The organism is Rhodopseudomonas faecalis (assembly GCF_003217325.1).
GTDB classification, from domain to species: domain Bacteria; phylum Pseudomonadota; class Alphaproteobacteria; order Rhizobiales; family Xanthobacteraceae; genus Rhodopseudomonas; species Rhodopseudomonas faecalis.
Genome location: NZ_QJTI01000003.1, coordinates 222,027 through 248,219, shown reverse-complemented (window position 1 = coordinate 248,219; position 26,193 = coordinate 222,027). Strand labels below are relative to the sequence as shown.

Sequence of the window (26,193 nt, the reverse complement as noted above, 5' to 3'; positions counted from 1 at the left end):
TGTCGCTGTTCTGGATTGCTTCGCGTCGCTCGCAATGACGGAGTTATGATCAAAACGCTTCGGCCGGCAGTTCCATCACGGTGCCGCAGCCGCTTTCGACGCGGGTGAGGCGCAGCGCGGTTTCCGGCAGCATCCGTTCGGCAAAGAACCGGCCCGTGACGAGCTTGCTGGTCAGATAGGGCGTGGCCTCGCCAGCCGCAATCTTGTCCTGCGCCACCTTGGCCATCTTGGCCCACATGTAGCCGAGCGCCACCAGGCCGAACAAATGCATGTAGTCGGTGGCCGCGGCGCCGGCATTGTCCGGCTGCGCCATGGCGTTCATCATCAGCCAGGTGGTGGCCTTCTGCAGATGGCCGAGCGAAACCGCCAGCGGCGCGGTATAGGGCTTCATCGCCGCGTCTTCGCCGTGCTCCTTGATGAAGCCATTGACCTCGGCAAAGAACGCCATCACCGCACGGCCGCCGTTGCGCGGCAGCTTGCGGCCGACCAGGTCGAGCGCCTGAATGCCATTGGCGCCTTCATAGATCATGGCGATGCGGGCATCGCGCACGAACTGCTCCATGCCGTTGTCGGCGATGTAGCCATGGCCGCCGAAAATCTGCTGGGCCTGCACCGCATTGGCAAAGCCGAGGTCGGTGAGCACGCCCTTCACGATCGGGGTCATCAGGCCCATGTGGTCGTCGGCCGCCTGGCGCTGCTGGGCGTCGTCGGAGCGATGGGCGACGTCGCTTTGCAGCGCGGTCCAGATCACCAGCGCGCGGGCGGCTTCGTTGAAGGCGCGGATCGACAGCAGCGTGCGGCGGATGTCGGGATGCACGATCAGCGGGTCGGCCGGCTTGTCGGTGGCCTTGACGCCGGTCAGCGAGCGGCCCTGCAGCCGCTCACGGGCATAGGTGACCGCGTTCTGATAGGCGACCTCGGACGCCGCCAGGCCCTGCACGCCGACGCCGAGCCGGGCCTCGTTCATCATCACGAACATGGCCTGCATGCCCTTGTTCTCTTCGCCGATCAGCCAGCCAGTGGCGTTGTCGTAGTTGAGAACGCAGGTCGCGTTGCCGTGGATGCCCATCTTGTGCTCGATGGCGCCGCAGCTCACGCCGTTGTGGCCGCCGAGCGAGCCATCGTCATTGACCAGGAATTTCGGCACCAGGAACAGCGAGATGCCCTTGACGCCGGCCGGGGCGCCTTCGATGCGCGCCAGCACCAGATGGATGATGTTGTCCGCGAGGTCATGGTCGCCGGCCGAGATGAAGATCTTGGTGCCGGTGATCTTGTAGCTGCCGTCGGCCTGCTTGGCGGCCTTGGTGCGCAGCAGGCCAAGATCGGTGCCGCATTGCGGCTCGGTCAGGTTCATGGTGCCGGTCCATTCGCCGGCAATCATCTTCGGAACGTATTTGGCCTTCTGCTCCTCGGAGCCGCTTACCAAGAGCGCGGCGGTCGCGCCCATGGTCAGGCCGTGATACATCGAAAACGCCATATTGGCGGACGACTGGAATTCCGCGACCGCCTGGGTCAGCGTCACCGGCAGCCCCTGGCCGCCATATTCCACCGGGGCCGACAGGCCGAGCCAGCCGCCTTCGGTGACCTGCTTGTAGGCTTCCTTAAAACCATCCGGGGTGGTGACGCGGCCATCGGCATGCAGCGTACAGCCCTGCTTGTCGCCGACGCGGTTCAGCGGCTGCAGCACTTCTTCGCTGAGCTTGGCCGCTTCCGAGAGGATGGCTTCCCGGAGGTCTGGAGAGGCGTCGCTAAAGCCCGGTAGGTTGTTGTAGCGATCGAACTGAAACACATCGTTCAGCAGAAAACTAACGTCGTCCAACGGAGCTTTGTAGCTTGGCATTTGGTCCTCTCGGGTGGGGCCTTTGGTTGGACCCCTTTAGGAAAATTTCTGCGGCGCAGCAATCAAAATTGCGGGGCTGCTATGCGGTAAAAGCTCGCCAGTATTGATCTTACCGTCGGGCTGCCCAGTGCGACGGTAATAATTTCCCGCTTCCGAACTTTCGTCCCTGATCGGGGCAGTCCTTAACCCGTTATTTACTCTAACACGAAAAAGTCGAATTCAGAGGCAGACGCCCCGCGGCGAATTCGGTTGTCTATTCTTTGGGACGCGCGGAGCGGCTGCAGGCGTAAGCGTCAGCCGGAACCGGACTAAGCACATGAATTCGCGCGTATCGTGGAGCGTCGAGGGGATCGAACCGTCCGTGCGTGAACGCGCCGAAGCGGCTGCGCGGCGTGCCGGGATGACGCTTGGCGAGTGGATCAGCGCCCAGGTCGGTGACGCCCCGCCTTTTGCCCGTCCGCGACCGGCGGCACCGCCGCCGCTGCCGGAGAATGACGCCCGCGAAGTTGCCGATATCCATCAGCGTCTTGACGAAATCGCCCGGCAAATCGAGCTGATGTCGCGTCCGGCGACCCGCAGCAGCGAACCGCCCGTGGCGCGCCAGCTCAATGACGCGATCTCGCGGCTCGACGCCCGTCTGTCCAAGATCAACGAACCGGCGCGCGCGCCGGTGGCGCCGCAGCCCTCGATCGAGCGGGTCGAACGCGCCGCCGCGCAGCTCTACAACGCGCCCTCGATCAGCCCCGGCTCGCTCGATTTCGCCATTGCCGAGGTTGCCGCCCGGCAAAGCGAACTCGATGCCCAGCGCCTGATGCCGGCCGCGCCGCGCGTCGCGCCGCCCGAGCCGCCGTCGCAGCCGATGGCGGAAGTGCCGCAGGCCGGCCTGGCCAATCTCGAACAGCAGCTGCGCCGCATCACCGACCAGATCGACGCGCTGCAGCGCCCGGACCATGTCGAGCAGTCGATCGCCGGGTTCCGCACCGAGCTGGCCGAAATCCGGCAGGCGATCACCGAGGCGATGCCGCGCCACGCCATCGACAAGCTCGAGAGCGAAGTGCGCTCGCTGGCGCAGCGCATCGATGACAGCCGGCAGAACGGCATCGACGCTCAGGCGCTCGCCAGCGTGGAACGCGCGCTGACCGAAATCCGCGAAGTGCTGCGCACGCTGACGCCCGCGGAACAGCTCGCCGGTTTCGACGATGCGATCCGCAGTCTCGGCGGCAAGATCGACATGATCGTGCGCAGCAGCGACGATCCGGGCACGTTGCAGCAGCTCGAAACCGCGATCGCGGCACTGCGCGCCATCGTCGCCAATGTCGCCTCCAACGAAGCGCTGGGCCGGCTCAGCGAGGACGTGCGGGCGCTGTCGTCCAAGATCGATCAGATCGCCAGCACCGATCACAGCGTGTCGTTCGCCGCGCTGGAACAGCGCATCGCCGCGCTGACGCTGTCGTTGGAAAGCCGCGAGCGGCCGGCTGCGTCCGAACCGTCCGCGCAGCTCGAAGGCGCGATGCAGGCGCTGTCGGAGCGGCTCGACAATCTGCCGGTCGGCAATGACGGCGCGTCGACCTTCGCCCATCTCGAGCAGCGCGTCAGCTATCTGCTGGAGCGGCTGGAGGCCGCCTCGGAGAGCCGCGGCGCCAATGGCGGCGCGGGTATGAGCCGGATCGAAGAGGGGCTGCAGGACATCCTGCGCCATCTCGAACGGCAGCAGGACAGTTTTGCCGCGATCGCCACGCCGCCGACCGCCGGCGCCGATGGCGGCGCGGTCGAGGCGATCAAGCGCGACATCTCCGATCTGCGCCTGAGCCAGTCTGAACTCGACCGCCACACCCAGGATTCGCTGGAAGCGGTGCACAGCACGCTCGGCCATGTGGTCGATCGGCTCGCCACCATCGAAGGCGATCTGCGCACCATGCGTCCCGCGCCGGCCGCTGAGCCGCCGTCGGCCCCGATCGCGCCGCGCAGCGAAGCGCCGAGCGCCGTGCCCGCGCCGCCGCAGGCGATCACGCCGCGGCCGGAGGAGCCGGCGCGCGCGGTGTTCGACGCCGCGCCGCGCAAGTTCCCGGCGCAGCCGGCCACCGAGCCCGAGCCGCAGCCCGCGCGTACCATCAAGGAAATCCTGGAGCCGCAGCCCGCGGCCAGCTCGTCCGAAGAACCGGTTGCCGCGCGGCCCTCGGCCGGCAAGTCCGATTTGGCGCCCGATTTCCCGCTCGAGCCCGGCACCCGGCCGTCGGCGCGCACCTCGCCGTCGGAGCGGATCGCCGCCTCGGAAAGCGCGATCAGCGATCTCGCCGTGCCCAAGCCCGCGCCGAGCAACGAGCAGACCAGCTCGTCGAGCTTCATCGCGGCCGCGCGCCGCGCCGCGCAGGCCGCTGCCGCCGCCGCGCAGGACAAGGGCGGCTCCGGCAAGAAGCAGATTCCGATCGAACCGGCGCCCAAGGCGCAGAGCACCACGCTTGGCGCCAAGATCCGCTCGTTGCTGGTCGGCGCCTCGGTGGTGGTGATCGTGCTCGGCACCTTCCGGATGGCGATGACCATGCTCGACAGCGACAGCGGCCCCAAGACGCCGCCGGTCGCCGAAAGCACCACGCAACTGCCGCCGCCGTCGGTCGAGGAAGCCGCGCCCGCGGTGCAGGCCGCGCCCGCGCAGCCGTCGCTGACCTCGCCGACCCCGATCGACCGGCAGTCGTCGTCGTTCAGCGCGCCGAGCGAGCCCGCGGAACCGGCGCCGCCGCCGGCGCCCGATATCACCGGGTCGATCTCGGCCGCGCCGCGTGTCAGCGTCGCGGAGCCGTCGCGTACCCCGGTCAAGCTGGTGTCGATTCCGGCCGGCGAAAAGCTGCCGAACGAGATCGGCGGGCCGCTGCTGCGCAATGCCGCGCTCAAGGGCGACCCGAATGCGGCCTATGAGGTCGGCGTCCGCTTCGCCGAGGGCCGCGGCGTGCCGGTGAACTACGACGAAGCCGCCAAATGGTATCAGCGCGCGGCGCAGGCCGAGGTGGTGCCGGCGATCTTCCGGATCGGGACCCTGTACGAGAAGGGCCTGGCCGTGAAGAAGGACATCGAAACGGCGCGGCGCTACTACACCATCGCCGCCGAGCGCGGCAACGCCAAGGCGATGCACAATCTCGCGGTGCTGGAAGCCGATGGCGGCGCGCGCGGACCCAATTACAAGGTCGCGGCGCACTGGTTCCGCAAGGCGGCCGAACGCGGCATCGCCGACAGCCAGTTCAATCTCGGCATCCTGTATGCCCGCGGCATCGGCGTCGAGCAGAACCTCGCTGAGTCGTACAAATGGTTCAGCCTGGCCGCCGCGCAGGGCGATGTCGATTCCGGCCGCAAGCGCGACGACGTCGCCAAGCGGCTCGATCCGCAGTCGCTGGCCGCAGCCAAACTGGCGATCCAGACCTTTGTCGCCGAGCCGCAGCCGGCCGACGCCGTCAACGTTCCGGCGCCGCCCGCCGGCTGGGATGGCGCCCCGGCCGCCACCGCCAAGACCATCGGCAAGCGCGCCGCGCATTAAGCGCGTTTGTTCACCAACGGATCGGTCCAACACCCCGGCGGAGTTGAAAAACTCCGCCGGTCGCGTTTTCTTTAATCGCGCGTGCATCGATTTCGGCTATGCCTGCGGCTTATCGCGTGCGACGCGATCAGTTCCTTCCACGAGCAGCGGCGGCGCGCGTGCAGCTTTATCTCCCGATCGCGGACCTTCCGGTCAACGTGCTGCTCATCCTGACGATGGGCGCCGCGGTCGGGTTCATTTCGGGCATGTTCGGCATCGGTGGCGGTTTCCTGATGACGCCGCTCTTGATCTTCACCGGCATTTCCCCGGCCGTTGCGGTGGCCACGGTCACCAGCCACATGGCGGCCTCGTCGTTTTCCGGTGCGTTGTCCTACTGGCGGCGCAGAGCGCTCGATCCGCTCTTAGCGCTGGTGCTGTTATGCGGCGGCGTGCTCGGCACCTTGCTCGGGGTGTGGTTTTTCACGCTGATGCGTTCGATCGGTCAGCTCGATCTGATGATCGCGCTGTCCTATGTGGCGCTGCTGACCACGGTCGGCGGCCTGATGGTGTGGGAAGGGATGCGCGCCATCATGCGCGCCAATCGCGGCCAGCCGCCGATGGTGAAACGCACCGGCAGCCGCAACTGGCTCCACGCGATGCCGTTCAAGATCCGGTTCAAGCGCTCCAAGATCTATCTGTCGGTGATCCCGGTGGTGGCGATCGGGCTCTTGATCGGGTTCATCGGCGCGGTGATGGGGGTCGGCGGCGGTTTCATCCTGGTGCCGATCCTGATCTATCTGCTGCGGGTGCCGACCTCGACGGTGATCGGCACCTCGATGGTGTTGACGCTGTTCACCATGCTGATCGCCACCGTGCTGCACGCCGTCACCAACCATCTGGTCGATGCGGTGCTGGCCTTGATTCTGATGATCGGCGGCGTCACCGGCGCGCAGTTCGGCGCCAGGGCCGGGCAGCGCATCCGCAGCGAGCAGCTGCGGCTGTTGCTTGGCCTGTTGATCCTGGCGGTCGGCGTGCGCTTTGGTATTGAACTCGGCATCCGTCCGGCCGAGCTGTTCACCGTCCGCGAAACCGGAGTGAGCGGATGACACGCCAAGTCGCCCTGCGCCTGCTGAGCTCGCTATCGGCGCTGCTGCTGGTGGCGGTGCTGGCCGGTGCGGCGCGCGCCGAGCAGCTGATCGTGTCGATCTCCAACAACCGCATCACCGTGACCACCAATTATTCCGGCGGCGAGCTGGTGCTGTTCGGCTCGATCGAGCGGGAAGCCGGCGCGGCCGTGCGGCCGGGCTATGACCTCGTGGTCACGGTGCGCGGGCCGCGCGCCGACATGGTGACGCGGCGCAAGGAGCGCAAGCTCGGCATCTGGGTCAACACCGACTCGCGGCAGTTCATCAATGTCCCGGCCTATCTCGCGGTATTCGCCAATCGGCCGCTGGAAGCGATCGCCTCGGCCGACACCCAGCGCCGTCAGCAGCTTGGCATGAACAACATCCTGCTGACCCAGCGGGTCGGCGCTGACTATGGCGACGTGGTGCCGGATGATGCGTTCCGCTCGGCCTTTGTGCGGCTGCGCGAGGGCCAGGGCCTGTACCGGCAGGACGCCGCGGCGGTGACGTTCCTGACGCCGACCTTGTTCCGCACCGGGATTCCGCTGCCGGCCGAGGTGCCGATCGGCGCCTATGAGGTCGAGATCCAGTGTTTTGCCGATGGCGCGCTGCTGACCAAGACCACCACCGGCTTCGAAATCGTCAAGGTCGGCTTTGAGCAGTTCGTTGCCAGCGCCGCGCGCAACAATGGCCTCGCTTACGGCCTGGTCACCGCGCTGATGGCGCTGATGACCGGCTGGATCGCCTCGGTGGTGTTCCGCAAGGACTGAGGGATGCGCCGCTCAATTGTGACCCGTCATGCCCGCGCGTGTCGCGGATACCACGTCTTCAACGCCGTGCGTGATCCAAGACGTAGATGGCCGGGACGAGCCTGGACGAGCCCGGCCATGACGCGAAGACAAGGTGCGCCCGATCAGCTCGAGCGCAGCACGAAGCGGCGGTTGTCGCCTTGCACCGGCCGGGCATTCATCGGATACAGCTTGGCGAAGGCCAGAATGTCCTCGGTCGACACCGTGATGTAGTCGGTCAGCAGCAACCAATCGACGATCTCGGTGCAGGGCGGCGTGGTCAGCGAACCCTGGTAGCGATAATAGCCGAGCTTGGCCGGCAGCAGCGCCTTCGGATTGATGCTGGAATCGGCCGGCACCGCCGGTCCGTGTTCGGCCGGCATGGTGGCGACGATCTTTGAAAATGCCTCGTTGCTGCCGCCGCCGGCGATCAGCACGCCAAGCACGGCCAGCGCGCCGCTATCGGCGCGGTGCACGAAATGCGCTTCCATCGGGAACGGCTTGCCATTGATCAGGTGTTCGCTCGGGCGGTGGAAATGCACCTGCAGCAGCTTGTAGGTGGTGTCGCCGCGGGTCAGCGTGCTGCCTTCGGCGAAATTCAGCTGAATGGTGTGGCCATTGTTGACGATGGTCGCGGCGCGGTCGGCCCATTTCAGGTCGATGGCGGCGAGGTCGGCGCTGATGGCGCCGTTGATGTCGATCGGCGATTGCTGGCTGCCGATCGCGCACACCTTGTTGGCGGCGTCGAGCTCGCCCCAATGCTGCGGGGCGCCTTCGCCCTCGTAGCTCCAATGCGGCGTGTGCTCGGCAGCAAAGCCGGCCGGTGCGCACAGCGGACACAGCGCAAGACCCGCCAGGGCCTTCAAGGCATGACGTCGTTCCATCAATGGGTTCCTTCAAGTTGGTGATTGAAAATAGCAGAGCGAACCGGCGATCTGATGACGGCCGCCGGCCGCGTTGGCAACGACTCAGCCTATTGGCTGGCCCACACGATGCGGGCAATCCACTCAATGTCCGATGGCGCAAAGGTGCGGTCGGGATGGGCAGGATTGAGCGATGCCAATTCGAGCACCTTGGAGGTGCGCCGCTTCAATTCCTTGACCAGCACTTCGCCCTCGCGGGTCTTGACCACCACGCGGTCACCGCGGCGGATCGGCGTGCCCGGCGACACCACGATGATGTCGCCGGCGCGGTAGGCCGGCCGCATCGAATCGCCGGAAATCTCCAGCGCGTAGGCGTGCTCGTCGTTGATCGACGGCAGCCCGACCTCGTCCCAGCCTTCGCCCACCGGAAAGCCGCCATCGTCGAAAAAGCCGCCGGAGCCAGCCTGCGCGAGGCCGAGCAGCGGCACCGATTGCACCGCGCGCTGGCCATCGCCAATCAGGCTGACGAAGGTGTCGATGGTGGTGCTGGTCGCGGCTAGCGCCTTCGCCACCGATTCGGTCGAAGGCCAGCGTTCGCGGCCGTCATTGGTGATGCGCTTGGATTTGTTGAAGGTGGTGGGGTCGAGGCCCGACCGCTTGGCGAGACCGGACGGTGACAGCCCGGCGCGTGCCGCGAGACGATCCAGCGCAGTCCAGATCTGGTCGTGGGTCAGCATGGCGCTTGTCCTGTTCCGCGATGTCCAACCGGGAACCGCATCAGCGATATGAAACTAGGAATTATTGCCTCAATTCGGAACATTGTGCAATCCACCGCTTGCGCTGAATGGCGATCTTGAACTGCACCAAGGCGCCCGATACGGTCGGTTGCGGCCTGCCGGGACGGTCCCGACCAGCGGCGCGGGTGTCAATTGCGGGTGTGCGGCTTGGGCGTCGCCCGCGGCAGTCCGTTCGGCCGCCCCTCGCATTGGCTTTCCGACGCCGTCGACGCCGTGCAAACCATTGAGACCAAGGGCGTTGCAACGGATGCTCGTAGCCGTTCCGGCGTCTCTAACAGGCAGGATCGCCGACCCGTGCGGACCATCTACAAGATTTGCGACGCTTCTGCCTGGCGCGAAGCCGAGCGGCAGGGCGCCTTTGCGGGCAGCGCTGACGATCTCCGCGACGGTTTCATCCATTTCTCCACCGCGGCGCAGGTTAGCGGCACGCTGAGCAGGCATTTTGCCGGGCGCAGCGGCCTGTTCCTGATCGCGGTCGATGCCGACGCGCTCGGCGACGCGCTGCGCTGGGAGCCCTCGCGCAATGATGAGCTGTTTCCGCATCTGTATGGCGCGCTCGACATCGGCGCCGTGCGGGCTGTGTTGGAATTGCCGGTTCGCCCGGATGGCTCGCATCTCATTCCGGAGCTTGAGCCGTGATCCGTGCCTTTGATGCTTTGTCGTTGCCGCTGTTGCGCTGGCTTGATCCGGAAGACGCCCACCGGCTGGCGATCCAGGGCATGCGGCTGGTGCCGCAGGCCACCCCGAAGCCGGAGCACGCCAATCTGGCGGTGCGCGCCTTCGGCCTGAATTTCCCCAATCCGGTCGGCATTGCCGCGGGCTTCGACAAGAATGCCGAGGCGCCCGACGCGCTGCTGCGCGCCGGCTTCGGTTTTGTCGAGATCGGCACCGTGACGCCACGCCCGCAACCCGGCAACCCGCGGCCGCGGCTGTTCCGGCTGGAGCGCGACGAGGCGGTGATCAACCGCATGGGCTTTAACAATGACGGCAGCGAAGTGGTGCTGCGCCGGCTGGCGGCGCGCAATCATCGCGGCGGCATTGTCGGCGTCAATGTCGGGGCCAACAAGGATTCGGTCGATCGCGTCGCCGATTATGTGCAGCTGATCGAAGCCTTTGCGCCGGTGGCGAGCTATTTCACCGTGAACGTGTCGTCGCCGAACACGCCGGGGCTGCGCAATCTGCAGCAGGCGGCGGCGCTCGATGATCTGCTCGCCAAGGTGATCGACGCCCGCGAGCGGGTGCGCGCCAGCGCCGGCGACACCCCGGTGCTGCTCAAGATCGCGCCCGATCTGACGCTGAGTGAGCTTGATGACGTGGTGCATATCGCGAGGTCGCGCCGGGTCGATGGCATGATCGTCGCCAACACCACGCTGTCGCGGCCGGCCAGCCTACGCGAACAGCAGCGCGCCAAGGAAGCCGGCGGCCTGTCCGGCCGGCCGTTGTTCCGGCTGTCGACCCGCATGGTGGCGGAAACCTTTGTGCGCGCCGAAGGGGCGTTTCCGCTGATCGGGGTGGGCGGCATCGATAGCGGCGGCGCGGCGCTGACCAAGATCCGGGCCGGCGCCAGCCTGATCCAGCTCTATTCGGCGCTGGTCTATAAGGGGCTCGGCCTGGTCGAGGCCATCAAGAACGATCTGTCCTCGACCCTGCGCCGCACCGGGCGCGAGCAGCTGTCGGAGATCGTCGGCGCCGACGCGCCGACCATCACCGCGGAAGAGTGGCCGGTCTGATCATCGGCCAGCGCGGCGTGCGCATAGCGTTTTCGAGCGAAGTGGATACCGGTTCGCGTCAAGAAAACGCGTCAGATCATCAAATTAGCTTTCGGTTCTGATTCCATCAGAACCGAAAGCTGTAAGCCTCATAGTTCGATGATCATGCCGTCCTGCGCGGCCAGATGGCTGATGGTATTCAGCTTGTGCAGCATCTCGTCGCTCATATGGGTCAGCACCACCCGCTTCGGATTGATCTGCGGCAGATGCGTTTCCAGCGTCTTCAGGCTGAGATGGCTCTTGGTCGCCCGCTCGTAAGTGTAGGCTTCCGAAATGAACAGGTCGGCGTCGCGCCCGGCCGCGATCAGTGAATCGGTCCATTGCGTGTCGCCGCTATAGGCGATCGAGCGGCCCTCGGCCTCGACCCGGTAGGCATAGAACGGCCCGCCGGAATCGCCATGCACCACCGGATAGGGCGTCACCGTCACCTCGCCGAACACATGCGGCACGCCGGGATCGAGCCCGATCACCGACAGCTCGAAATGCTGCTTGTTGAGCGTGGAATTCTCGAACATCGCTTCCATCAGCCGGGTCAGCCGCAGGTCGATGCCATGCGGGCCGGCGATCACCAGCGGCCGCTTGCGCCGGCTGCATTGCGCTTCCAGCAGCAGGAACGGCACGCCGCCAAAATGGTCGGCGTGGAAATGCGTGATCAGGATCAGGTCGATGTCGTTGCGTGAAATGCCGTAGCGCTGCAGCGCCGGCAGCGAGGTGGCACCGCAATCGATCAGCAGATTGGCCTGCTGGCCGCTGACGTGAAAGCAGGTGTTGAGACGGCCGCCAGAGCCGAATGCGTCACCGCAGCCGACAAATCGCAATTGCATCATGTGATCCGATACGCTGTGCCTTCCCGGACCATTGTTACGCCGGGTGTGATGGAAACGACAGCCGTACCATAGCTGGATAGCGCCAGCCCTGCAGCCGGCGGGCTGCGACATAGTGAACGGGCCAAAGCTGCATAGCGGCGTTGCCAGGATGCATCGCCGCCGATCGGCGGATCATGCCGGCGCCAGCGCGGCGCGCGATCATCGTGCCGGTGTCGGCACGCGCCGGTTGTTGCCGCGCCGAGGTGTCGATGCCGGGCAGCGCCGGGCTTGCGTCAGCGGCGCGGCGCGCCGAACAGCCGCGACAGCAGCCAGATCGGGATCACCACCACGGCGCCGAGCAGGAAGTAGCGCCACAGCCCGTTGATGGCGTCGAAGCCCAGTTCCCACACCCGGATGAACAACGCCTGCACGCTGGCCACGATATTCCAGGGATCGAAGCCGATCGCCGCCAGCACCACGCCGACCAGCAGCGACATCAACATCAGGCGGACGGCCACCGCCGCGGGCGAGCCGCCGAGAAAGCGCGTCAGGCTGTCATCGGTGGCGGGCAGATCGCGTGGATCGTTGGGCATGGGTCCTCCTGACGCGCGCAGTCACACGGCCATCATAGCAAGTGCGCTGCAGATGGGGAACCAGCGCGCCGCCGTCAATGGCGGCCGCACGCCGCGGCGATCAGCGATCACGCACGAGCCGCGGCCGGTCCAGCAGCCGTTCCAGCGTCGCCAGCCGGTCGGCATCGCGCGGCGGCTTGTCCCAACGCAGTCGGCTGATGCGTGGAAAGCGCATCGCCACGCCGGATTTGTGGCGCGAGGATCGCTGCAGCCCCTCAAACGCCACTTCCAGCACCAGGCCGTGCTCGGGTTCATGCACCACATGGCGCACCGGGCCGAACCGTTCGGTGGTGTTGCGCCGGACGAAGCGATCGATTTGCAGCAGTTCCTCATCGGTGAAGCCGAAATAGGCTTTGCCGACCGGCACCAGCACCTCCGCGCCGTCCACCAAAGTCCACAGACCGAATGTGTAGTCGGAGTAGTAAGACGAACGCTTGCCGTGGCCGCGCTGCGCATACATCAGCACCGCGTCGATCACATGAGGATCGTGCTTCCACTTCCACCATTGGCCCTTGGGGCGGCCGGGCAGATAAAGCGCGTCGCGGCGTTTCAGCATCACGCCTTCCACGGCATCGGCATCAAGGCCGGCGCCGGCGCTGGCGGGATCGTGCCGCGCCGCGGTCAATGCTGGCCAATCGGCAAAATCGATGGTGGCCGACAGATCGATTTGTGGATCATCGAGCGCCGCGACAAAGCTTTCCAGCCGCGCGCGCCGCGCCGCAAAGGGCAGCGTGCGCAGATCCTGATCGCCATCGGCGAGCAGATCATAGGCGCGCAAATGGATCGGAAACTCCTGGATCAATTTGGGCGTCACCGATTTGCGGTTCAGCCGTTGCTGCAACACGTTGAAGGGTTGCACGCGGCCGTCGCGCACGATCAGGAGTTCGCCGTCGATCGCGCCGGGCCTGCGCAGCGCGGGCAGCAAATCGGGAAAGCTCTTGGAGATATCTTCGCCGCTGCGCGAATAAAGCCGCGCCACCATCGCGCCATCTGGGTCCTGGCCGCTGACCGCCTGCACGCGGATGCCGTCCCATTTCCATTCGGCGATGTAATCGCGAGCGTCGAGCGCGGCGAAATCGGCGTCCTCAATGGCATGGGCCAGCATCACCGGGCGGAACGGCGCCGGATCGCTGTTGTCAGGCTTGTCGCCGCGCCCTTCCAGCCAGGCGAAGAGTTCGAGATAGGGCGGGGTGAGCCCGGGCCAGACCAGTTCGATGTCATGCGGGTCCTGGTCGCCGAGCGCGGCCGCCGCGGTTTTGGCGAGCCGCGCGGAAATGCCGATCCGCAGCGCGCCGGTCACCAGCTTCAAGAGCGCCCAGCGTCCGGTCTCGTCGAGTTCATCGAGCCAGCGCATCAGCTGCGCCGGCAGCTCGGCTTTGCCGAGCGTCGCCAGCGTGGTGACCACCTCGGTCAGCGACGGCGTGTGATCGTTGCGGAGCTTGGCCGCGCGATCTTCTGCGACCACACCCGCTGCTTCTCTCGCTTGGTCGTCATGGCCATCGCCCCAGGCACGGCGCGCTCCCTCCCCCTTGCGGGGAGGGCTGGGGTGGGGGTGCCCCGAGGTAGAGCTTCCGTTGCGGTCCCGCACCCCCGACCCCTCCCCGCAAGGGGGAGGGGAGATAGCCGCCTCCCTCGACCACATCAGCGCCACGGTCTCGGACAGGTCCCCGACATAGTCGTAAGACAGCGCGAACAGCACCGGGTCGGCGCGCTGCGCGATCAGATCGCGGATCAGCGCCGGCTTGGCGTGCTTGAACGACAGCGCGCCGGTCAGCGCCGCCAGCGCGTAGCCGCGTTCGGGATCGGCGGTGCTGCGCAAGTAATCGGTGATCAGCCGCAGCTTGGCGTTGCGGCCGGGCTCATAGCCAAGCCGATCGAGCAGATGGGCGAAGCGGTTCATGGCGTCGCGGCCTCGCTGGCCGGCGCCGCGGCGTCGTCATCTTCCTCGCCATAGCCGACCAGTTCGAGCGGCTGCGCCGCAAGGCCCTGGGTCGTGCACCAATGCACCAGCGCGTCTTCCTGGCCGTGCGTCACCCAGATCTCGCCGGCGCCGCTGGCCTTGATAGTGGCGGTCAGGCCGTCCCAATCGGCATGGTCGGAAATCACCAGCGGCAGTTCGACGCCGCGCTGCCGCGCTCTGGCGCGCACCCGCATCCAGCCCGAGGCAAACGCGGTCAGCGGATCGGGGAAGCGCCGGGTCCACAGATCGCTGGTTGCCGATGGCGGCGCCAGCGTGATCTGGCCGGCGAGTTCGGCCTTGCTGGCGTCTTTCACGGCGCGCAATTCGCCGAGCGCAATGCCGCGCGATTGATAGTAGCGGGTCAGCGGCTCGATCGCGCCGTGCAGATAGATCGGCGCGTCATAGCCGGCGGCGCGCAGCAGCGCGATCACCCGCTGCGCCTTGCCGAGCGCATAGGCGCCAACCAGATGGGCGCGCTCCGGAAACAGCCTCACCGAGGCCAGCAATTTGGCGACCTCGGCGGCGGCATCGCCATGGCGAAACACCGGCAGCCCGAACGTCGCTTCGGTGATGAACACGTCGCAGCGGATCGGCTCGAATGGCGTGCAGGTCGGATCAAGCGCATCCTTGTAGTCGCCGGACGCCACGATCCGCAGCCCGCCATAGCTAACTGCAACCTGCGCCGAGCCCAGCACATGACCGGCCGGGTGCAGGCTGACGCTGACCTCGCCAAGCCGCAGCGTCTCGCCATAGCGCAGCGCCTGGGTCTGGCCGGCGAAATTGGGGCCATAGCGCAGCCGCATCAGATCGAGCGTTTCGGCGGTGGCCAGCACCGCGCCGTGGCCGGACCTGGCGTGATCGGAATGGGCGTGGGTGATCACCGCGCGCTCGACCGGCCGCACCGGGTCGATATGGAAACCGCCAAGCGGGCAGCACAGACCGGCTTGGGTCGGCATCAGGATATCTTGCGGGCGAGCCATCTTCGCTATATAGGCCGCCGCCGCGCCTCCAGGAGTCTTTATCCAGCCAAACCGCCAACGGATCAGTCCGCGATGTCGACCCGCGTGTTCATGTCTTCCGGGGACACGATCGCCGATCGGCGATTCGACTTTGCGCGCGACCTGCGGCTGCGCGGCGATCATGACGCCGCCGAGGAATTATTGCTGCAGGCGGTCGAGCTGGTGCCATCCTTCACCAGCGCCTGGTTCGCGCTCGGCGAGCTGCGCGAGCAGCGCGGCGACCAGGATGGCGCGGTCGCGGCGTTCCAGAGCGCGGCCGACAGCGATCCGGCCGATTGCCATGGCGCCAGCCTGCGGCTGATCCGGCTGCGCAGCGCTGCGCCGGCGCCGATGCCGGTCGGCTATCTGCGCACGCTCTATGATCAATATGCGCCGCGGTTTGAAGCCTCGCTGCTCGGCAATCTCGGCTATCGCGGGCCGGCGCTGCTGTTCAAGGCGGTGCTGGCGGCGCGCGTCGCGGCCGGCAAGCCGGCGCTGTTCCGGCGGGTGATCGATCTGGGCTGCGGCACCGGGCTCGCCGGCCGCGCCTTCGCAGCCCAGGCCGACGACATGATCGGCATCGATCTGTCGCCGCGCATGGCCGAACTGGCGCGCGCCACCGGGGTCTATCGCGAGGTGCTGGTCGCGGATGTCGTGGCGGGCTTGCGGCAGCAGGCGCCCGAACAGTTTGATCTCGCGATCGCCGCCGACGTCGCGATCTATCTGCACGATCTGCTGCCGCCGATCCTGGAGGCGGCGCGGGTGCTGACCGCTGGCGGGCTGCTGGCGTTCACGGTCGAGACCCATGCCGGCGACGGCGTGGTGCTCGGCCAGGGGCTGCGCTACGCCCATGGCGCTGATTATGTGCGCGCCTGCTTGCAACACAGCGGACTGCGCGAGCTGGTGCTCGACCACGCCTCAGCGCGCAACGAGGGCGGCCAGCCAGTGCCGGGCCTGGTGGTGGTGGCGCAAAAGCCGTGAGCAGAAAATCCCTGAGCTGATCGGGACCGATGCCGCCCCAGCTCTCAATGCCTCCGCACAAACAAAAACCCCGGCCGCAAGGCCGGGGTTTTGCCGTTCGGAAGGCGTGCTCGCTCAGTACTTGGCGATCACCGGCGAATTGAAGTGATAGTTGATGCCGGTGCGGAACACATGCTCGGTGGCCTTGGTGGTGTTCACGCCAGTGCCGGCAAACAGATCGGTGGTCGAGTCGAGATCGACATAGAGATACTCAGTCTTCGAGGTCCAGTTCGGGCCCAGCAGGCCGAGCAAAGTGAACGGGGCTTCGATGCCCGCGCCCGCGGTCCAGCCGCTCTTGGTCTTGGTGAAGGTCTCGTTGGTGGTGGCGGTGACGATGTTGGTCTTCACGCTGCCATAAGCATAACCGCCGGTCGCGTAGAACAGGGTGGAGCCGACCGAGTAGCCGACGCGGCCACGCACGGTGCCGAACCAGGGCAGCTTGGCGTCGTAGAACACGTTCGAGCCGAGCACCGAAGTGCGGTTGTCACGCTGGGTCGAGCCCTGGAAGTCGGTTTCCAGACCGAACACCCAGTTCGCCGCCTGCCAATTGTAACCGATCTGACCGCCGCCGATGAAGCCGTCCGGCGACAGGGTGAAGCTGTCAGTGGCGCCGCCAAGGGAGGCGGTGGTGCGATCGCGGCCGGTGGCGCCGCCGAAATTGCCACCGAGATAGAAGCCAGCCCAGTTCGCCGCCGGCACCGGGGCGTACAGGCCATTGCCGCCGAAGCGATAGTTCACGCCCACGCGGAACAGGTGCTCGCGGGTTTCGGTGCGCAGCGCCTCGTTGCCGATGAAGTCGTTCTTGTTGCCGAGGTCGAGATAGAGATACTCGATCTTGCCGGTCCAGTTGCCGCCGAGCGCCGCTTCAAGGCCGCTGCCGATGGTCCAGCCGGTCTGGGTGCGATTGAACGAATAGCCGCCAGGAATGGTGCCGGTGACCGAGGTCTTGACGTCGCCGGCCGCGAAACCGCCGGTGAAGTAGCTCACGAACGGACCACGCACCAAGCCGACGCGGCCGCGCACGGTGCCGAACCAGTCGAGCTTCTGATTGTAGCCAACCAAGCCCGCGCCGCTGCTCAGCGTGGCGTCGCCGTTGTTGGCGCCGCTGCCCTGGATGTCGGCTTCGATACCGAACAGCACCGGGCCGAACAGCGAGAAGGCGTTGGTCTGCCAATTGTAGCCGATCTGGCCGCCGCCGAACGCGCCTTCCGACTGCAGATAGGTGCTGTTGATCGTGCCGTCAGCGGGATAATTGTGCGAGGTCAGCGAGCGGCTCATGCCGACGCCGGCGTTTACGCCGAGATAGAAGCCGGTCCAGTCATAGGCAGCCACCACCGGCGCCTTCAGATAGGGGGCCTTGGTCGCGAGATCGGCGGCTTGGGCGCTGACGGCAGTTCCGACGAGCGCGACGCCGGCAAGAATTCGTTTCATGGCAAGAACCCCCAATGAAAATGTCGGCGCAGATTACGGCAGGGCACTGCAACTGTCTGTGCCCGGGCTGCCACACCGGGCGGAAATCTGTCGTAACCAACTGGTAAACAACCTGATTCTGCCGCGCCCGGTTCCGTGAAAGCGGCGTTTCCATACCGCTGCGGGGCATTGTCCGACTGCCGCCCGCGACGTGCCCGTAATGGTACGAGTGCTCGACCGCACGGCGGCGAATCTCTAGCGTTGATCGGGTGAATGCCATCGACCAGCCCTGTTCTGTGGAGGAGTTGCTGCCAGAGCGGTTCCGGCAGTGGTTTGCGGCGCGCGGCTGGGCGCCGCGCCCGCATCAGCTCGCGCTGTTGGACCAGGCCCGGCAGCAACGCTCGGCGCTGTTGATCGCCCCGACCGGCGCCGGCAAGACCCTGGCCGGGTTTCTGCCGACTCTGGTGGAATTGTCGTCACCGCTTCCTTTGCACCTCTCCCCGCTTGCGGGGAGAGGTCGACTTGCTGGCGCAGCCGGCAAGTCGGGTGAGGGGGCTGATGAAATAGCGGCCGAGCTTGCCACCGAGGCGCCCCCTTCTCCCCGCACGCGGGGAGAAGGGCAGGCGGCCCCGCATAGCGGTGGTCTGCACACCCTGTACATCTCGCCGCTGAAAGCGCTGGCGGTCGATATCGCCCGCAATCTCGAAACGCCGATCGCGCAGATGGCGCTGCCGATCCGGGTCGAGACCCGCACCGGCGATACCCCGGTGTCGCGCCGGCAGCGGCAGCGGCGTTATCCGCCGCAGATTCTGCTGACCACGCCGGAGCAATTGGCGCTGCTGCTGGCTTCCGATGACGCGCCGCATCTGTTCGGCACGCTGCGCCGCGTGGTGCTGGACGAATTGCACGCGCTCGTCACCTCCAAGCGCGGCGATCTGCTGTCGCTCGGGCTGGCGCGGCTGTGGCGGCTGGCGCCGCAGCTGCGCATGGTCGGGCTGTCGGCCACGGTGGCCGAACCGGAGCAATTGGCGCGTTTTCTGTTGCCGCAGCATCACTCACCCGCTCCCGTCAGCGGCGAGGGCGAACAACGAGCCGATATCGTGATGGCGGGCGGCGCGGCGCAGCCGATCGTGACCATGCTCGACAGCCGCGAGCGGCTGCCCTGGGCTGGCCATTCGGCGCGCCATGCGCTTGGCGAGATCTATGAGCTGATCAACCGGCACACCACCACGCTGGTGTTCGTCAACACCCGCAGCCAGGCCGAGATGCTGTTTCAGGAGCTGTGGCGCATCAACGACGACAATCTGCCGATCGCGCTGCATCACGGCTCGCTCGATGTCGCGCAGCGCCGCAAGGTTGAGGATGCCATGACTGCCGGCCGCTTGCGCGCCGTGGTCTGCACCTCGTCGCTCGATCTCGGCGTCGATTGGGGCGACGTCGATCTGGTGATCAATGTCGGCGCGCCGAAAGGCGCCTCGCGGCTGATGCAGCGCATCGGCCGCGCCAATCATCGCCTCGATGAGCCGTCGCGCGCGGTGCTGGTGCCGGCCAATCGCTTTGAAGTGCTGGAATGCCGGGTCGCGATCGAGGCGGTCGCCCAAAATGCCCAGGATACCCCACCGCTGCGGCGCGGCGCGCTCGACGTGCTGGCGCAGCATGTGCTCGGCTGCGCTTGCGCTGCGCCGTTTGTCGCCGATCAGCTGTTTGAGGAAGTGATCAGCGCCGCGCCTTACGCCGATCTGCCGCGCCGTGATTTCGACGACGTGGTGGCGTTCGTCGCCACCGGCGGCTACGCGCTGCAAAGCTATGAGCGCTTTGCGCGCATCAAGCAGGATCAGCAGGGCCGCTGGCGGGTCGCCAATCCCAAAGTGCGGCAGAGCTACCGGCTCAATGTCGGCACCATCGTCGAAGACACCATGCTGAAAGTGCGGCTGGTGCGCTCGCGCAGCGCCGGCAGCGGCGCCACCGGGGCGATCGGCCGCGGCGGCCGGCTGCTCGGCGAAGTCGAAGAGGGATTCATCGAGTCGATGGTGCCGGGCGACACTTTCGTGTTCGGCGGCGAAGTGGTGCGCTACGAGGCGATGGCCGAGGATCAGGTCTATGTCTCGCGCGCTCATGATCAGGATGCGCGGGTGCCGTCCTATATGGGCGGCAAGTTCCCGCTGTCGACCTATCTCGCCGATCGGGTGCGGCGGCTGCTCGATGATCGCCGTGCCTGGGCTTCGCTGCCCGATCAGGTGCGCGATTGGCTCAGCCTACAGGCCGAATTGTCGGTGGTGCCGGGTTCGCGGCAATTGCTGGTCGAGAGCTTTCCCCATGCCGGCAAGCACTATCTGGTGTGCTACCCGTTCGAGGGCCGGCTCGCGCATCAGACGCTCGGCATGCTGCTGACGCGGCGGCTGGAACGCGCCAGGGCACGGCCGCTTGGCTTTGTCGCCAATGAATACGCGCTGGCGGTGTGGGGGCTCGGCGATCTGTCGGCGCTGATCCGGCAGGGCCGGCTTGATCTCGATGCGCTGTTCGAGCCCGACATGCTCGGCGATGATCTCGAAGCTTGGCTGGCGGAATCGGCGCTGATGAAGCGCACGTTTAAGACCTGCGCGGTGATTTCCGGGCTGATTCCGCGCCGCTTTGTCGGCGCCGAGAAAAGCCGGCGCCAGGTGCTGTTCTCCACCGACCTCGTCTATGACGTGCTGCGCAAGCACCAGCCCGACCATGTGTTGCTGCGCGCCGCGCGCGCCGATGCCGCCACCGGGCTGCTCGATCTGCGCCGGCTTGGCGATATGCTCAGCCGGATCAGCGGCCGAATCGCCTATAAATCGCTGCAGCGGGTCTCGCCGCTGGCGGTGCCGGTGCTGCTGGAAATCGGCCGCGAGGCGGTGTACGGCGAGGCGTCCGACGATCTGCTCGCCGAGGCCGCCGAGGAACTGGTGCGCACGGCGATGGGGTAGTTTCTTCTCCCTCCCCCCTTGCGGGGGAGCGTCGGGGTGGGGGGTGCCAAAGGCACGTCGTTAAAGGCTCGTCGTTGAAGGCTCGTCGTCAATTGAGAAGCCAAGCTGCTAGCACCCAGATCGCAGACGCCACTCCGCAAGGGGAAGGGCAGCACGTCGTCACCATTGCCGGCGTCAGCATGATCGCCGATCTCGCCGGCGCGCTGTATTGGCCGGACCAGCGGCTGTTGGTGGTCGCCGACCTGCATCTGGAAAAAGGTTCGAGCTTTGCCACCCGCGGCGTGCTGCTGCCGCCTTACGATACCCTGGCGACGCTCGGCCAGCTCGGCGCGGTGATCGCGCGCTTTGATCCGAGAGCGGTGATCGCGCTCGGCGACAGTTTTCATGATGGTGAGGCGCATGATCGGCTATCGGCGGCCAATCGCGATCACCTCGCGGCGCTGCAAGCGCGGCGCGACTGGATCTGGATCGTCGGCAATCACGATCCGGAACTGCCCTGTGCGCTCGGTGGCACGGTGGCGAGTGCACTGGCGATCGGCGCGATTAACTTCCGCCATGAGCCGACCGGCGCGCATGGTGAAATCGCCGGTCATCTCCATCCCAAGGCGCGGATCGCGGCGCGCGGCCGCGCGATCGAGCGGCGCTGCTTTGCCAGCGATGGCGAGCGGCTGGTGATGCCGTCATTCGGTGCCTATACCGGCGGCCTGAGCATTCGTGACGCCGCGTTCCTGCGGGTGTTCGGCGCACCCGGCTTCCACGCGCATGTGCTCGGCGATCGCCAGCTTTACACGGTGGCCGCGGCGCGCTGCTGCTGATCCAGGCTGCCGGCCAGCACCTTGTCGCAGAATTCCGCAAGCCGTTCGGCGAGCCGCAGCGTGGCCGGGCTGGCGTTGGGCGCGGCAATCAGCGCCAGTTCGGTGCGCTCGATCGCCGGAAAGCCGTCGCGCGCGGTCAGCTTGCGATGTTCGGCCTGGATCGAGATTTCCGACAGGATCGACAGCCCAAGCCCGGCCGCGACCGCGGCCTGAATGCCAGCGAGGCTCGAACTGGTGTAAGCGAGATGCCAGCGCCGCCCCGAAGCCTCGATGGCATGGATGGCGCGGGCGCGATAGACGCAGCCGCTCGGGAAGAAGATCAGCGGCACCGAGTCCGCTTTCAGATCGCACGGGTGATGCTTGCTGTTCACCCAATAGACCCGCTCCGGCCACACCGCGACCGCCGGGCCGCGGCCGCTGTCGCGCTTCAGGAGCGCGAGATCAAGGTCGCCGCGCTCGAGATCGCGATGCAGATCGAGGCTCTGGCCGGCACGCACGTCGAGCCGCAGTCCCGGCCGCGAGCGCGCAAAACTGCCGAGTAATCGGGTCAGCCGGTGCGCGGCGAAATCCTCGGTGAGACCCAGCCGCACCGCGCCATCGCCGCTCGGCCGTGCCACCACGTCGCGCGCTTCCTCGGCCAGTGACAGCAGTCGGCGCGAATAGCTCAGCAGCCGCTCGCCGGCCTCGGTCGGGATCACATCCTTGCCGGAGCGATCCAGCAATAGCTGGCCCAGATCGTCCTCCAGCCGCCGCACCTGCTGGCTCACCGTCGATTGCGTGCGATGCACCCGTTCCGCGGCGCGGGTAAAGCCGCCGGCATCAATCACCGCAACGAAGCTGCGCAGCAGATCGAGATCGAGCATGGTGATCGCCATTCATAAAATCACTGATCAGCATTCTATCATTTAATTTCCCAATGAGAAGCGGGCGCCCTACACCAGCAGGCCAGGAGCTTGCCGCATGCCGATCGCCTCTCTTGTTGCCGTCACCTCGCGCGCCGGATTGGCGCGGCCGCTGCAGATCGTGCTGTTCTGCATGCTGTGGAGTTTTGCCTTTGTCGCCGGCAAGGTCGGCGTTGCCGATTGCCCGCCGCTGCTGTTGCTGACCGCGCGGTTCTTGCTGGCCGGCGTGCTGATCCTTGGCCTCGCCCGGCTGTTCGGCGAACACGGGCCGCTGCGCTGGCGCGATATCGCGGTGTGCGCGCTGCTGGGGCTTGCCAACAATGCGCTCTATCTCGGCTTTTCCTACACCGGCATGCTCACCGTGTCGGCGGGGCTGAGCGGCCTCGTCATCAGCGCCAATCCGGTGGTGACCGCGGTGCTGGCGGCGCTGCTGCTCAATGAGCCGCTGACTTGGCGCAAGATCGCCGGGCTCGCGCTCGGTGTGATCGGCGTCACCTTCATCGTCTGGCATCGGTTGACGCTCGGCATCGAAGGCTGGCAGGGCGTGCTGTTCACGCTGGCCTCGCTGGCGTCGCTGGTCGCCGGCACCATCCTGTTCAAGCGGCTGTCGCCGCAGGGCAGCCTGTGGATCGGCAATGGCGTGCAGAATCTGGCCGCGGGTGTCGCCATGGCGCCGCTGGCCTTCTCGCTGTCGAGCGTGCGCGACGTCACGCCGAGCTGGCCGCTCGCCGCCGCCTTCGCTTTTCTGGTGCTCGGCGGATCGATCCTGGCTTACTGGCTCTGGTTCCGGCTGCTGAAGCTCTATGGCGCCACCGCCGCCAGCGCCTGGCATTTTGTGATGCCGCCGCTGGCGATGCTGTTTGCCTGGATGGTGCTGGGCGAGGCGATCGACAGCCGCGATCTGCTCGGCGTGATCCCGGTGGCGATCGGCATCTATCTGGTGACGCGGCCGGCGCGTCAGTCGGCACCCGGCGCAAGCTGAGGCCGCGCCGGGCGCGATTGATCGGCTTGTTCAGCCGATCAGCGCGGCAATGCTGCGGAGTGCCGGCTAAGCGCTACGCGCCAGCGCGCCGTCGATCATCGACACCGCGTTGGCGACGCCGTACACCGCCACGAATGAGCCGAAGCGCGGGCCCTTCTCCTGGCCGAGCAGCACCTGGTACAGCATGTTGAACCATTCCAGCGACACGCCCGGCTTGCCGTCCTTGGCCGCCTTCTTGTGATCGAGGAACGGCTCGCGGCGGCCGATCTCATAGACCACGTCCTGGATCGCCTCGGCGGTGGCGTCGGCCGGCAAATTGGACAGCGCATCGCGCAGATCCTGCAGCGCGGCGCGCTCGGCGTCGGTCGGATCGCGGAACACTTTGGTCGGCGCCACGAAGTCGCGATAGTAATTGATGGCGTAGCCGACCATGGCGTCGAGCTTGGGGTGGGTCTGCGGCGTCACGCCCGGGCGATAGCGGCCGATGAAGCCCCACAGCGTTTCGGCGTTTTCGGCATTGGATGACGACACCAGCGTCAAGAGCAGCTGGAACGTGACCGGCATATCGCCCTGCGGCGGCTTGCCGGAATGGATGTGCCAGACCGGATTGCTGAGCTGCTGCTTGGCGTCCTGACGCGAGAAGCCGTCCAGGAACTGCTGGTAATCGTCGACATTGCGCGGGATCACGTCGAAATACAGCCGCTTGGCGGCCTTCGGCTCGCGATACATGAACAGCGCCAGCGATTCCGGCGAGGCATAGCGCAGCCATTCGTCGATGGTCAGGCCATTGCCCTTCGACTTGGAAATCTTCTGGCCCTTGTCGTCGAGGAACAGCTCGTAGTTGAAGCCCTCCGGCGGCTTGCCGCCGAGCGCTTGGGCGATCTTGCCCGACAGTTTCACCGAGTCGATCAGGTCCTTGCCGGCCATCTCGTAATCGACGCCGAGCGCGGTCCAGCGCATCGCCCAGTCCGGCTTCCATTGCAGTTTGCAGTGACCGCCGGTGACCGGCACCGTGACGCGCTCGCCGGTTTCCGGGTCGTCATAGGAGATGGTGCCGGCCTTGACGTCATGCGCCACGATCGGCACCTGCAGCACAATGCCGGTGCGCGGGCAGATCGGCAGGAACGGCGAGTAGCTGGCGGCGCGCTCCTCGCGCAGGCTCGGCAGCATGATCGCCATCACCTTATCGAGCCGTTCCAGCACCTTGAGCAGCGTGGCATCGAACCGGCCGGACTTGTAGTAGTCGGTGGCGCTGGCGAATTCGTAGTCGAAGCCGAACGTGTCGAGGAAGCTGCGCAGCCGCGCGTTGTTATGCGCGCCGAACGAGGGATGGGTGCCGAACGGGTCGGGCACGCTGGTCAGCGACTTGCCGAGATGCTGTGCCAAGAGTTCCTGGTTCGGCACATTGTCCGGCACCTTGCGCAGCCCGTCCATGTCGTCGGAAAACGCCAAGAGCTTGGTCTTGATCTTGTCCTCGGTCAGCACGCGGAACGCGTAGCGCACCATGGTGGTGCGGGCCACTTCGCCGAACGTGCCGATATGCGGCAGGCCGGACGGGCCGTAGCCGGTCTCGAACAGCACCTCGTCTTTCGGCGCCTTCTTCAGCCGCGCCACCAGCGCCCGCGCCTGCTCGAACGGCCAAGCATTGGACTGCTCGGCGATCGCGCGCAGATCACTCGGGGAAGGGACAAGGTCGGTGGTGGACATCATTTACTCCAGATCGCAAGAGCCGCGCCGCAGGGCGCGAGCATTCAGAACGGGCTGACCGAAAAATATTTTAGCCAGAGATCGGTGAAGCGGCCTTTTTCCCAAAGCCGGAACAGGCCCCAATTCAGCGCTTGCCGCAAAACATCATTGCCCTTGCGGACGCCGATGCCGATGCCCTCGCCGAAATAACGGCTTTCGATAAACGGACCGCCCGAGAAAGCGCAGCAATTTTCTGAATCGGTGCCGTTGATCCAGAACGCCAGCGAAATCGCGTCGCCGAAAATGAAATCGACCTCGCCGCGGCGCAAGGCGGCGCGCAGCGCGTCGTCATTGGCATAGGGGCGCAATTCGGCGTCGGTGAACAGCGCTTTCAGATAAGCCTCGTGCGAGGAGCCGGCGATCGCGCCGACTTTCTTGCCTTCCAGCAGTTCCGGCCGCATCTCGATCAGCACGCCGTCCTTGCGCGAGGCAAAGCGCGCCGGCGCCCGGTAATAGGGATCGGTGAAATCGAGCCGGGCCCGGGTCTGCGCCGTCACCGCCAGCGAGGCGATGATGGCGTCGCCGCGATTGCTGGCGATGGCGTCGAGCAGCGTTTCGAAGCGGCGCATCTGCACGGTGCAGGTCGCCTTGATCTCCTCGCACAGCATGCGGGCGAGTTCGACGTTGAACCCAGCCGGGTTGCCGTCGGGGCCGGTGAAATTGAACGGCGGATAATCGGTCTCGGTCAGAAAGCGGATCACCGTGACCTTGGCGAGGTCCGGCCGCTCGGGGCGGCGGCGCGGGTCCCAGAAGCCGGGCACTGCCTGCGGTCCCGGCTGCACCACCGGGGGCGTTGCAGGCTGCGCCGCGGGCGGCGTGGCCGGCGCGTTTTGCGCGAGCGACGGCGCGCTGGGCGCGGCGCTCAGCATGACGCCGACCGCCAAAGCCGCGAGCCAGCGGGATATGGTTGTGGCGGGCGTCAAAACAATCTTCCGTTGAAGTGTGGCGCGATCGATGGTTGCATGATCGGGGGTCCGGGTCGGCTGGGACTTATAGCCCATCCGATGCCGTAGGCGAGCGTCGTTTGCGTTGGGGTAGCGTAGCGGATGGCGTGGGGGGCTGTTGGTGGCCACCAATCGGGCGGCGCTCCGGTTGTGGCCGTGCGGTGTGATGTCGAGCGCCATGAAAACGGGCGCCATGAAAACGGGCGCCGTGAAAACGAGCGCCATGAAAACGAGCGCCATGAAAACGAGCGCTGTGAAGTTGGGCGGTACCAAGCCGACCACAGCGACATTAGGCGATGCGAGCGGTTCGCAGGTCTGGCGCCCGAGCTGCACTGCCTGCG

The 26,193-nt window shown here is 66.5% G+C and carries 20 protein-coding genes; 9 read left to right on the top strand and 11 right to left on the bottom strand.

Annotation, left to right across the window (positions count from 1 at the left end):
• Positions 1–49: 49 nt before the first annotated feature.
• Complete coding sequence (locus BJ122_RS04550; RefSeq protein WP_110779946.1) at positions 50–1,840, bottom strand: acyl-CoA dehydrogenase C-terminal domain-containing protein; 1,791 nt, start codon at positions 1,838–1,840, stop codon at positions 50–52.
• A 316-nt stretch (positions 1,841–2,156) separates the two neighbouring features.
• Here BJ122_RS04550 and BJ122_RS04545 point away from each other — a divergent pair, with 316 nt between their 5' ends.
• The 3 genes from BJ122_RS04545 (at position 2,157) to BJ122_RS04535 (ending at position 7,239) form a co-directional block, all read left to right on the top strand.
• Positions 2,157–5,366, top strand: a complete 3,210-nt coding sequence (locus tag BJ122_RS04545) for an SEL1-like repeat protein (protein WP_110779945.1) — start codon at positions 2,157–2,159, stop codon at positions 5,364–5,366.
• Between the two features lie 158 nt (positions 5,367–5,524).
• A complete protein-coding gene (locus tag BJ122_RS04540) occupies positions 5,525–6,451 on the top strand; it encodes a sulfite exporter TauE/SafE family protein (RefSeq protein ID WP_110779944.1) in 927 nt (308 codons plus the stop codon).
• Positions 6,448–7,239, top strand: coding sequence for a TIGR02186 family protein (locus tag BJ122_RS04535; protein WP_110779943.1), 792 nt, complete (start codon positions 6,448–6,450; stop codon positions 7,237–7,239). The genes BJ122_RS04540 and BJ122_RS04535 overlap by 4 nt, the downstream gene beginning before the upstream one ends.
• Before the next feature lie 143 nt (positions 7,240–7,382).
• On the opposite strand, the gene BJ122_RS04530 is transcribed toward BJ122_RS04535, so the two are convergent.
• Positions 7,383–8,141, bottom strand: coding sequence for a carbonic anhydrase (locus BJ122_RS04530; RefSeq protein ID WP_110779942.1), 759 nt, complete (start codon positions 8,139–8,141; stop codon positions 7,383–7,385).
• An 89-nt stretch (positions 8,142–8,230) separates the two neighbouring features.
• Positions 8,231–8,857, bottom strand: a complete 627-nt coding sequence (locus BJ122_RS04525) for a S24 family peptidase (protein WP_027278576.1) — start codon at positions 8,855–8,857, stop codon at positions 8,231–8,233.
• Between the two features lie 354 nt (positions 8,858–9,211).
• On the opposite strand from BJ122_RS04525, the gene BJ122_RS04520 reads away from it, so the two are divergent.
• On the top strand, positions 9,212–9,556 hold the full coding sequence (locus tag BJ122_RS04520; protein ID WP_110779941.1) for a DUF952 domain-containing protein: 345 nt from the start codon (positions 9,212–9,214) through the stop codon (positions 9,554–9,556).
• On the top strand, positions 9,553–10,647 hold the full coding sequence (locus BJ122_RS04515; protein ID WP_103012158.1) for a quinone-dependent dihydroorotate dehydrogenase: 1,095 nt from the start codon (positions 9,553–9,555) through the stop codon (positions 10,645–10,647). The genes BJ122_RS04520 and BJ122_RS04515 overlap by 4 nt, the downstream gene beginning before the upstream one ends.
• A gap of 128 nt (positions 10,648–10,775) precedes the next feature.
• Here the strand turns inward: BJ122_RS04515 and BJ122_RS04510 are convergent, their stop codons facing one another.
• From BJ122_RS04510 to BJ122_RS04495, 4 genes are all read right to left on the bottom strand, one after another.
• Positions 10,776–11,510 carry an MBL fold metallo-hydrolase gene (locus BJ122_RS04510; RefSeq protein ID WP_103012170.1) on the bottom strand — a complete coding sequence of 245 codons (735 nt, stop codon included), beginning with the start codon at positions 11,508–11,510 and terminating at the stop codon, positions 10,776–10,778.
• Positions 11,511–11,785: 275 nt separating this feature from the next.
• Positions 11,786–12,085 (bottom strand): DUF6460 domain-containing protein, encoded by a 300-nt coding sequence (locus BJ122_RS04505; RefSeq protein WP_103012157.1) that lies wholly within the window; start codon positions 12,083–12,085, stop codon positions 11,786–11,788.
• Between the two features lie 100 nt (positions 12,086–12,185).
• Positions 12,186–14,024, bottom strand: a complete 1,839-nt coding sequence (locus tag BJ122_RS04500; protein ID WP_110779940.1) for a cisplatin damage response ATP-dependent DNA ligase — start codon at positions 14,022–14,024, stop codon at positions 12,186–12,188.
• Entirely contained in the window at positions 14,021–15,040 is a 1,020-nt protein-coding gene (locus BJ122_RS04495) for a ligase-associated DNA damage response exonuclease (protein ID WP_245407608.1), read from the bottom strand. The genes BJ122_RS04500 and BJ122_RS04495 overlap by 4 nt, the downstream gene beginning before the upstream one ends.
• Positions 15,041–15,136: 96 nt before the next feature.
• Between BJ122_RS04495 and BJ122_RS04490 the strand changes: the two genes are divergently transcribed.
• On the top strand, positions 15,137–16,063 hold the full coding sequence (locus BJ122_RS04490) for a class I SAM-dependent methyltransferase (protein ID WP_110779938.1): 927 nt from the start codon (positions 15,137–15,139) through the stop codon (positions 16,061–16,063).
• Between the two features lie 114 nt (positions 16,064–16,177).
• Here the strand turns inward: BJ122_RS04490 and BJ122_RS04485 are convergent, their stop codons facing one another.
• On the bottom strand, positions 16,178–17,533 hold the full coding sequence (locus BJ122_RS04485) for an outer membrane protein (protein WP_110779937.1): 1,356 nt from the start codon (positions 17,531–17,533) through the stop codon (positions 16,178–16,180).
• Between the two features lie 248 nt (positions 17,534–17,781).
• Here BJ122_RS04485 and BJ122_RS04480 point away from each other — a divergent pair, with 248 nt between their 5' ends.
• The gene (locus BJ122_RS04480; protein WP_110779936.1) at positions 17,782–20,463 is read left to right on the top strand and encodes a ligase-associated DNA damage response DEXH box helicase; all 2,682 of its coding nucleotides are present in this window, start codon (positions 17,782–17,784) and stop codon (positions 20,461–20,463) included.
• Between the two features lie 119 nt (positions 20,464–20,582).
• Complete coding sequence (gene pdeM / locus BJ122_RS04475) at positions 20,583–21,278, top strand: ligase-associated DNA damage response endonuclease PdeM (protein WP_283808425.1); 696 nt, start codon at positions 20,583–20,585, stop codon at positions 21,276–21,278.
• On the opposite strand, the gene BJ122_RS04470 is transcribed toward pdeM, so the two are convergent.
• Complete coding sequence (locus BJ122_RS04470) at positions 21,248–22,141, bottom strand: LysR substrate-binding domain-containing protein (RefSeq protein ID WP_181418875.1); 894 nt, start codon at positions 22,139–22,141, stop codon at positions 21,248–21,250. The genes pdeM and BJ122_RS04470 overlap by 31 nt on opposite strands.
• A gap of 97 nt (positions 22,142–22,238) precedes the next feature.
• Between BJ122_RS04470 and BJ122_RS04465 the strand changes: the two genes are divergently transcribed.
• Entirely contained in the window at positions 22,239–23,162 is a 924-nt protein-coding gene (locus tag BJ122_RS04465; RefSeq protein WP_110779933.1) for a DMT family transporter, read from the top strand.
• 66 nt (positions 23,163–23,228) lie between these two features.
• Here BJ122_RS04465 and BJ122_RS04460 read toward each other — a convergent pair whose 3' ends face one another.
• Both BJ122_RS04460 and BJ122_RS04455 read right to left on the bottom strand, forming a co-directional pair.
• The gene (locus BJ122_RS04460; protein WP_110780007.1) at positions 23,229–24,869 is read right to left on the bottom strand and encodes a lysine--tRNA ligase; all 1,641 of its coding nucleotides are present in this window, start codon (positions 24,867–24,869) and stop codon (positions 23,229–23,231) included.
• Between the two features lie 44 nt (positions 24,870–24,913).
• On the bottom strand, positions 24,914–25,777 hold the full coding sequence (locus tag BJ122_RS04455) for a transporter substrate-binding domain-containing protein (protein WP_245407615.1): 864 nt from the start codon (positions 25,775–25,777) through the stop codon (positions 24,914–24,916).
• Between the last annotated feature and the right edge of the window lie 416 nt (positions 25,778–26,193).

Coding starts and splice junctions, on each gene's coding strand:
- BJ122_RS04530 (WP_110779942.1), bottom strand. CDS start 8,141: ATGGAACGACGTCATGCCTTGAAGGCCCTGGCGGGTCTTGCGCTGTGT.
- BJ122_RS04460 (WP_110780007.1), bottom strand. CDS start 24,869: ATGTCCACCACCGACCTTGTCCCTTCCCCGAGTGATCTGCGCGCGATC.
- BJ122_RS04500 (WP_110779940.1), bottom strand. CDS start 14,024: ATGAACCGCTTCGCCCATCTGCTCGATCGGCTTGGCTATGAGCCCGGC.
- BJ122_RS04545 (WP_110779945.1), top strand. CDS start 2,157: ATGAATTCGCGCGTATCGTGGAGCGTCGAGGGGATCGAACCGTCCGTG.
- BJ122_RS04510 (WP_103012170.1), bottom strand. CDS start 11,510: ATGCAATTGCGATTTGTCGGCTGCGGTGACGCATTCGGCTCTGGCGGC.
- BJ122_RS04505 (WP_103012157.1), bottom strand. CDS start 12,085: ATGCCCAACGATCCACGCGATCTGCCCGCCACCGATGACAGCCTGACG.
- BJ122_RS04455 (WP_245407615.1), bottom strand. CDS start 25,777: ATGCTGAGCGCCGCGCCCAGCGCGCCGTCGCTCGCGCAAAACGCGCCG.
- BJ122_RS04485 (WP_110779937.1), bottom strand. CDS start 17,533: ATGAAACGAATTCTTGCCGGCGTCGCGCTCGTCGGAACTGCCGTCAGC.
- BJ122_RS04550 (WP_110779946.1), bottom strand. CDS start 1,840: ATGCCAAGCTACAAAGCTCCGTTGGACGACGTTAGTTTTCTGCTGAAC.
- BJ122_RS04490 (WP_110779938.1), top strand. CDS start 15,137: ATGTCGACCCGCGTGTTCATGTCTTCCGGGGACACGATCGCCGATCGG.
- BJ122_RS04495 (WP_245407608.1), bottom strand. CDS start 15,040: ATGCCGACCCAAGCCGGTCTGTGCTGCCCGCTTGGCGGTTTCCATATC.
- BJ122_RS04465 (WP_110779933.1), top strand. CDS start 22,239: ATGCCGATCGCCTCTCTTGTTGCCGTCACCTCGCGCGCCGGATTGGCG.
- BJ122_RS04470 (WP_181418875.1), bottom strand. CDS start 22,141: ATGCTCGATCTCGATCTGCTGCGCAGCTTCGTTGCGGTGATTGATGCC.
- BJ122_RS04535 (WP_110779943.1), top strand. CDS start 6,448: ATGACACGCCAAGTCGCCCTGCGCCTGCTGAGCTCGCTATCGGCGCTG.
- BJ122_RS04525 (WP_027278576.1), bottom strand. CDS start 8,857: ATGCTGACCCACGACCAGATCTGGACTGCGCTGGATCGTCTCGCGGCA.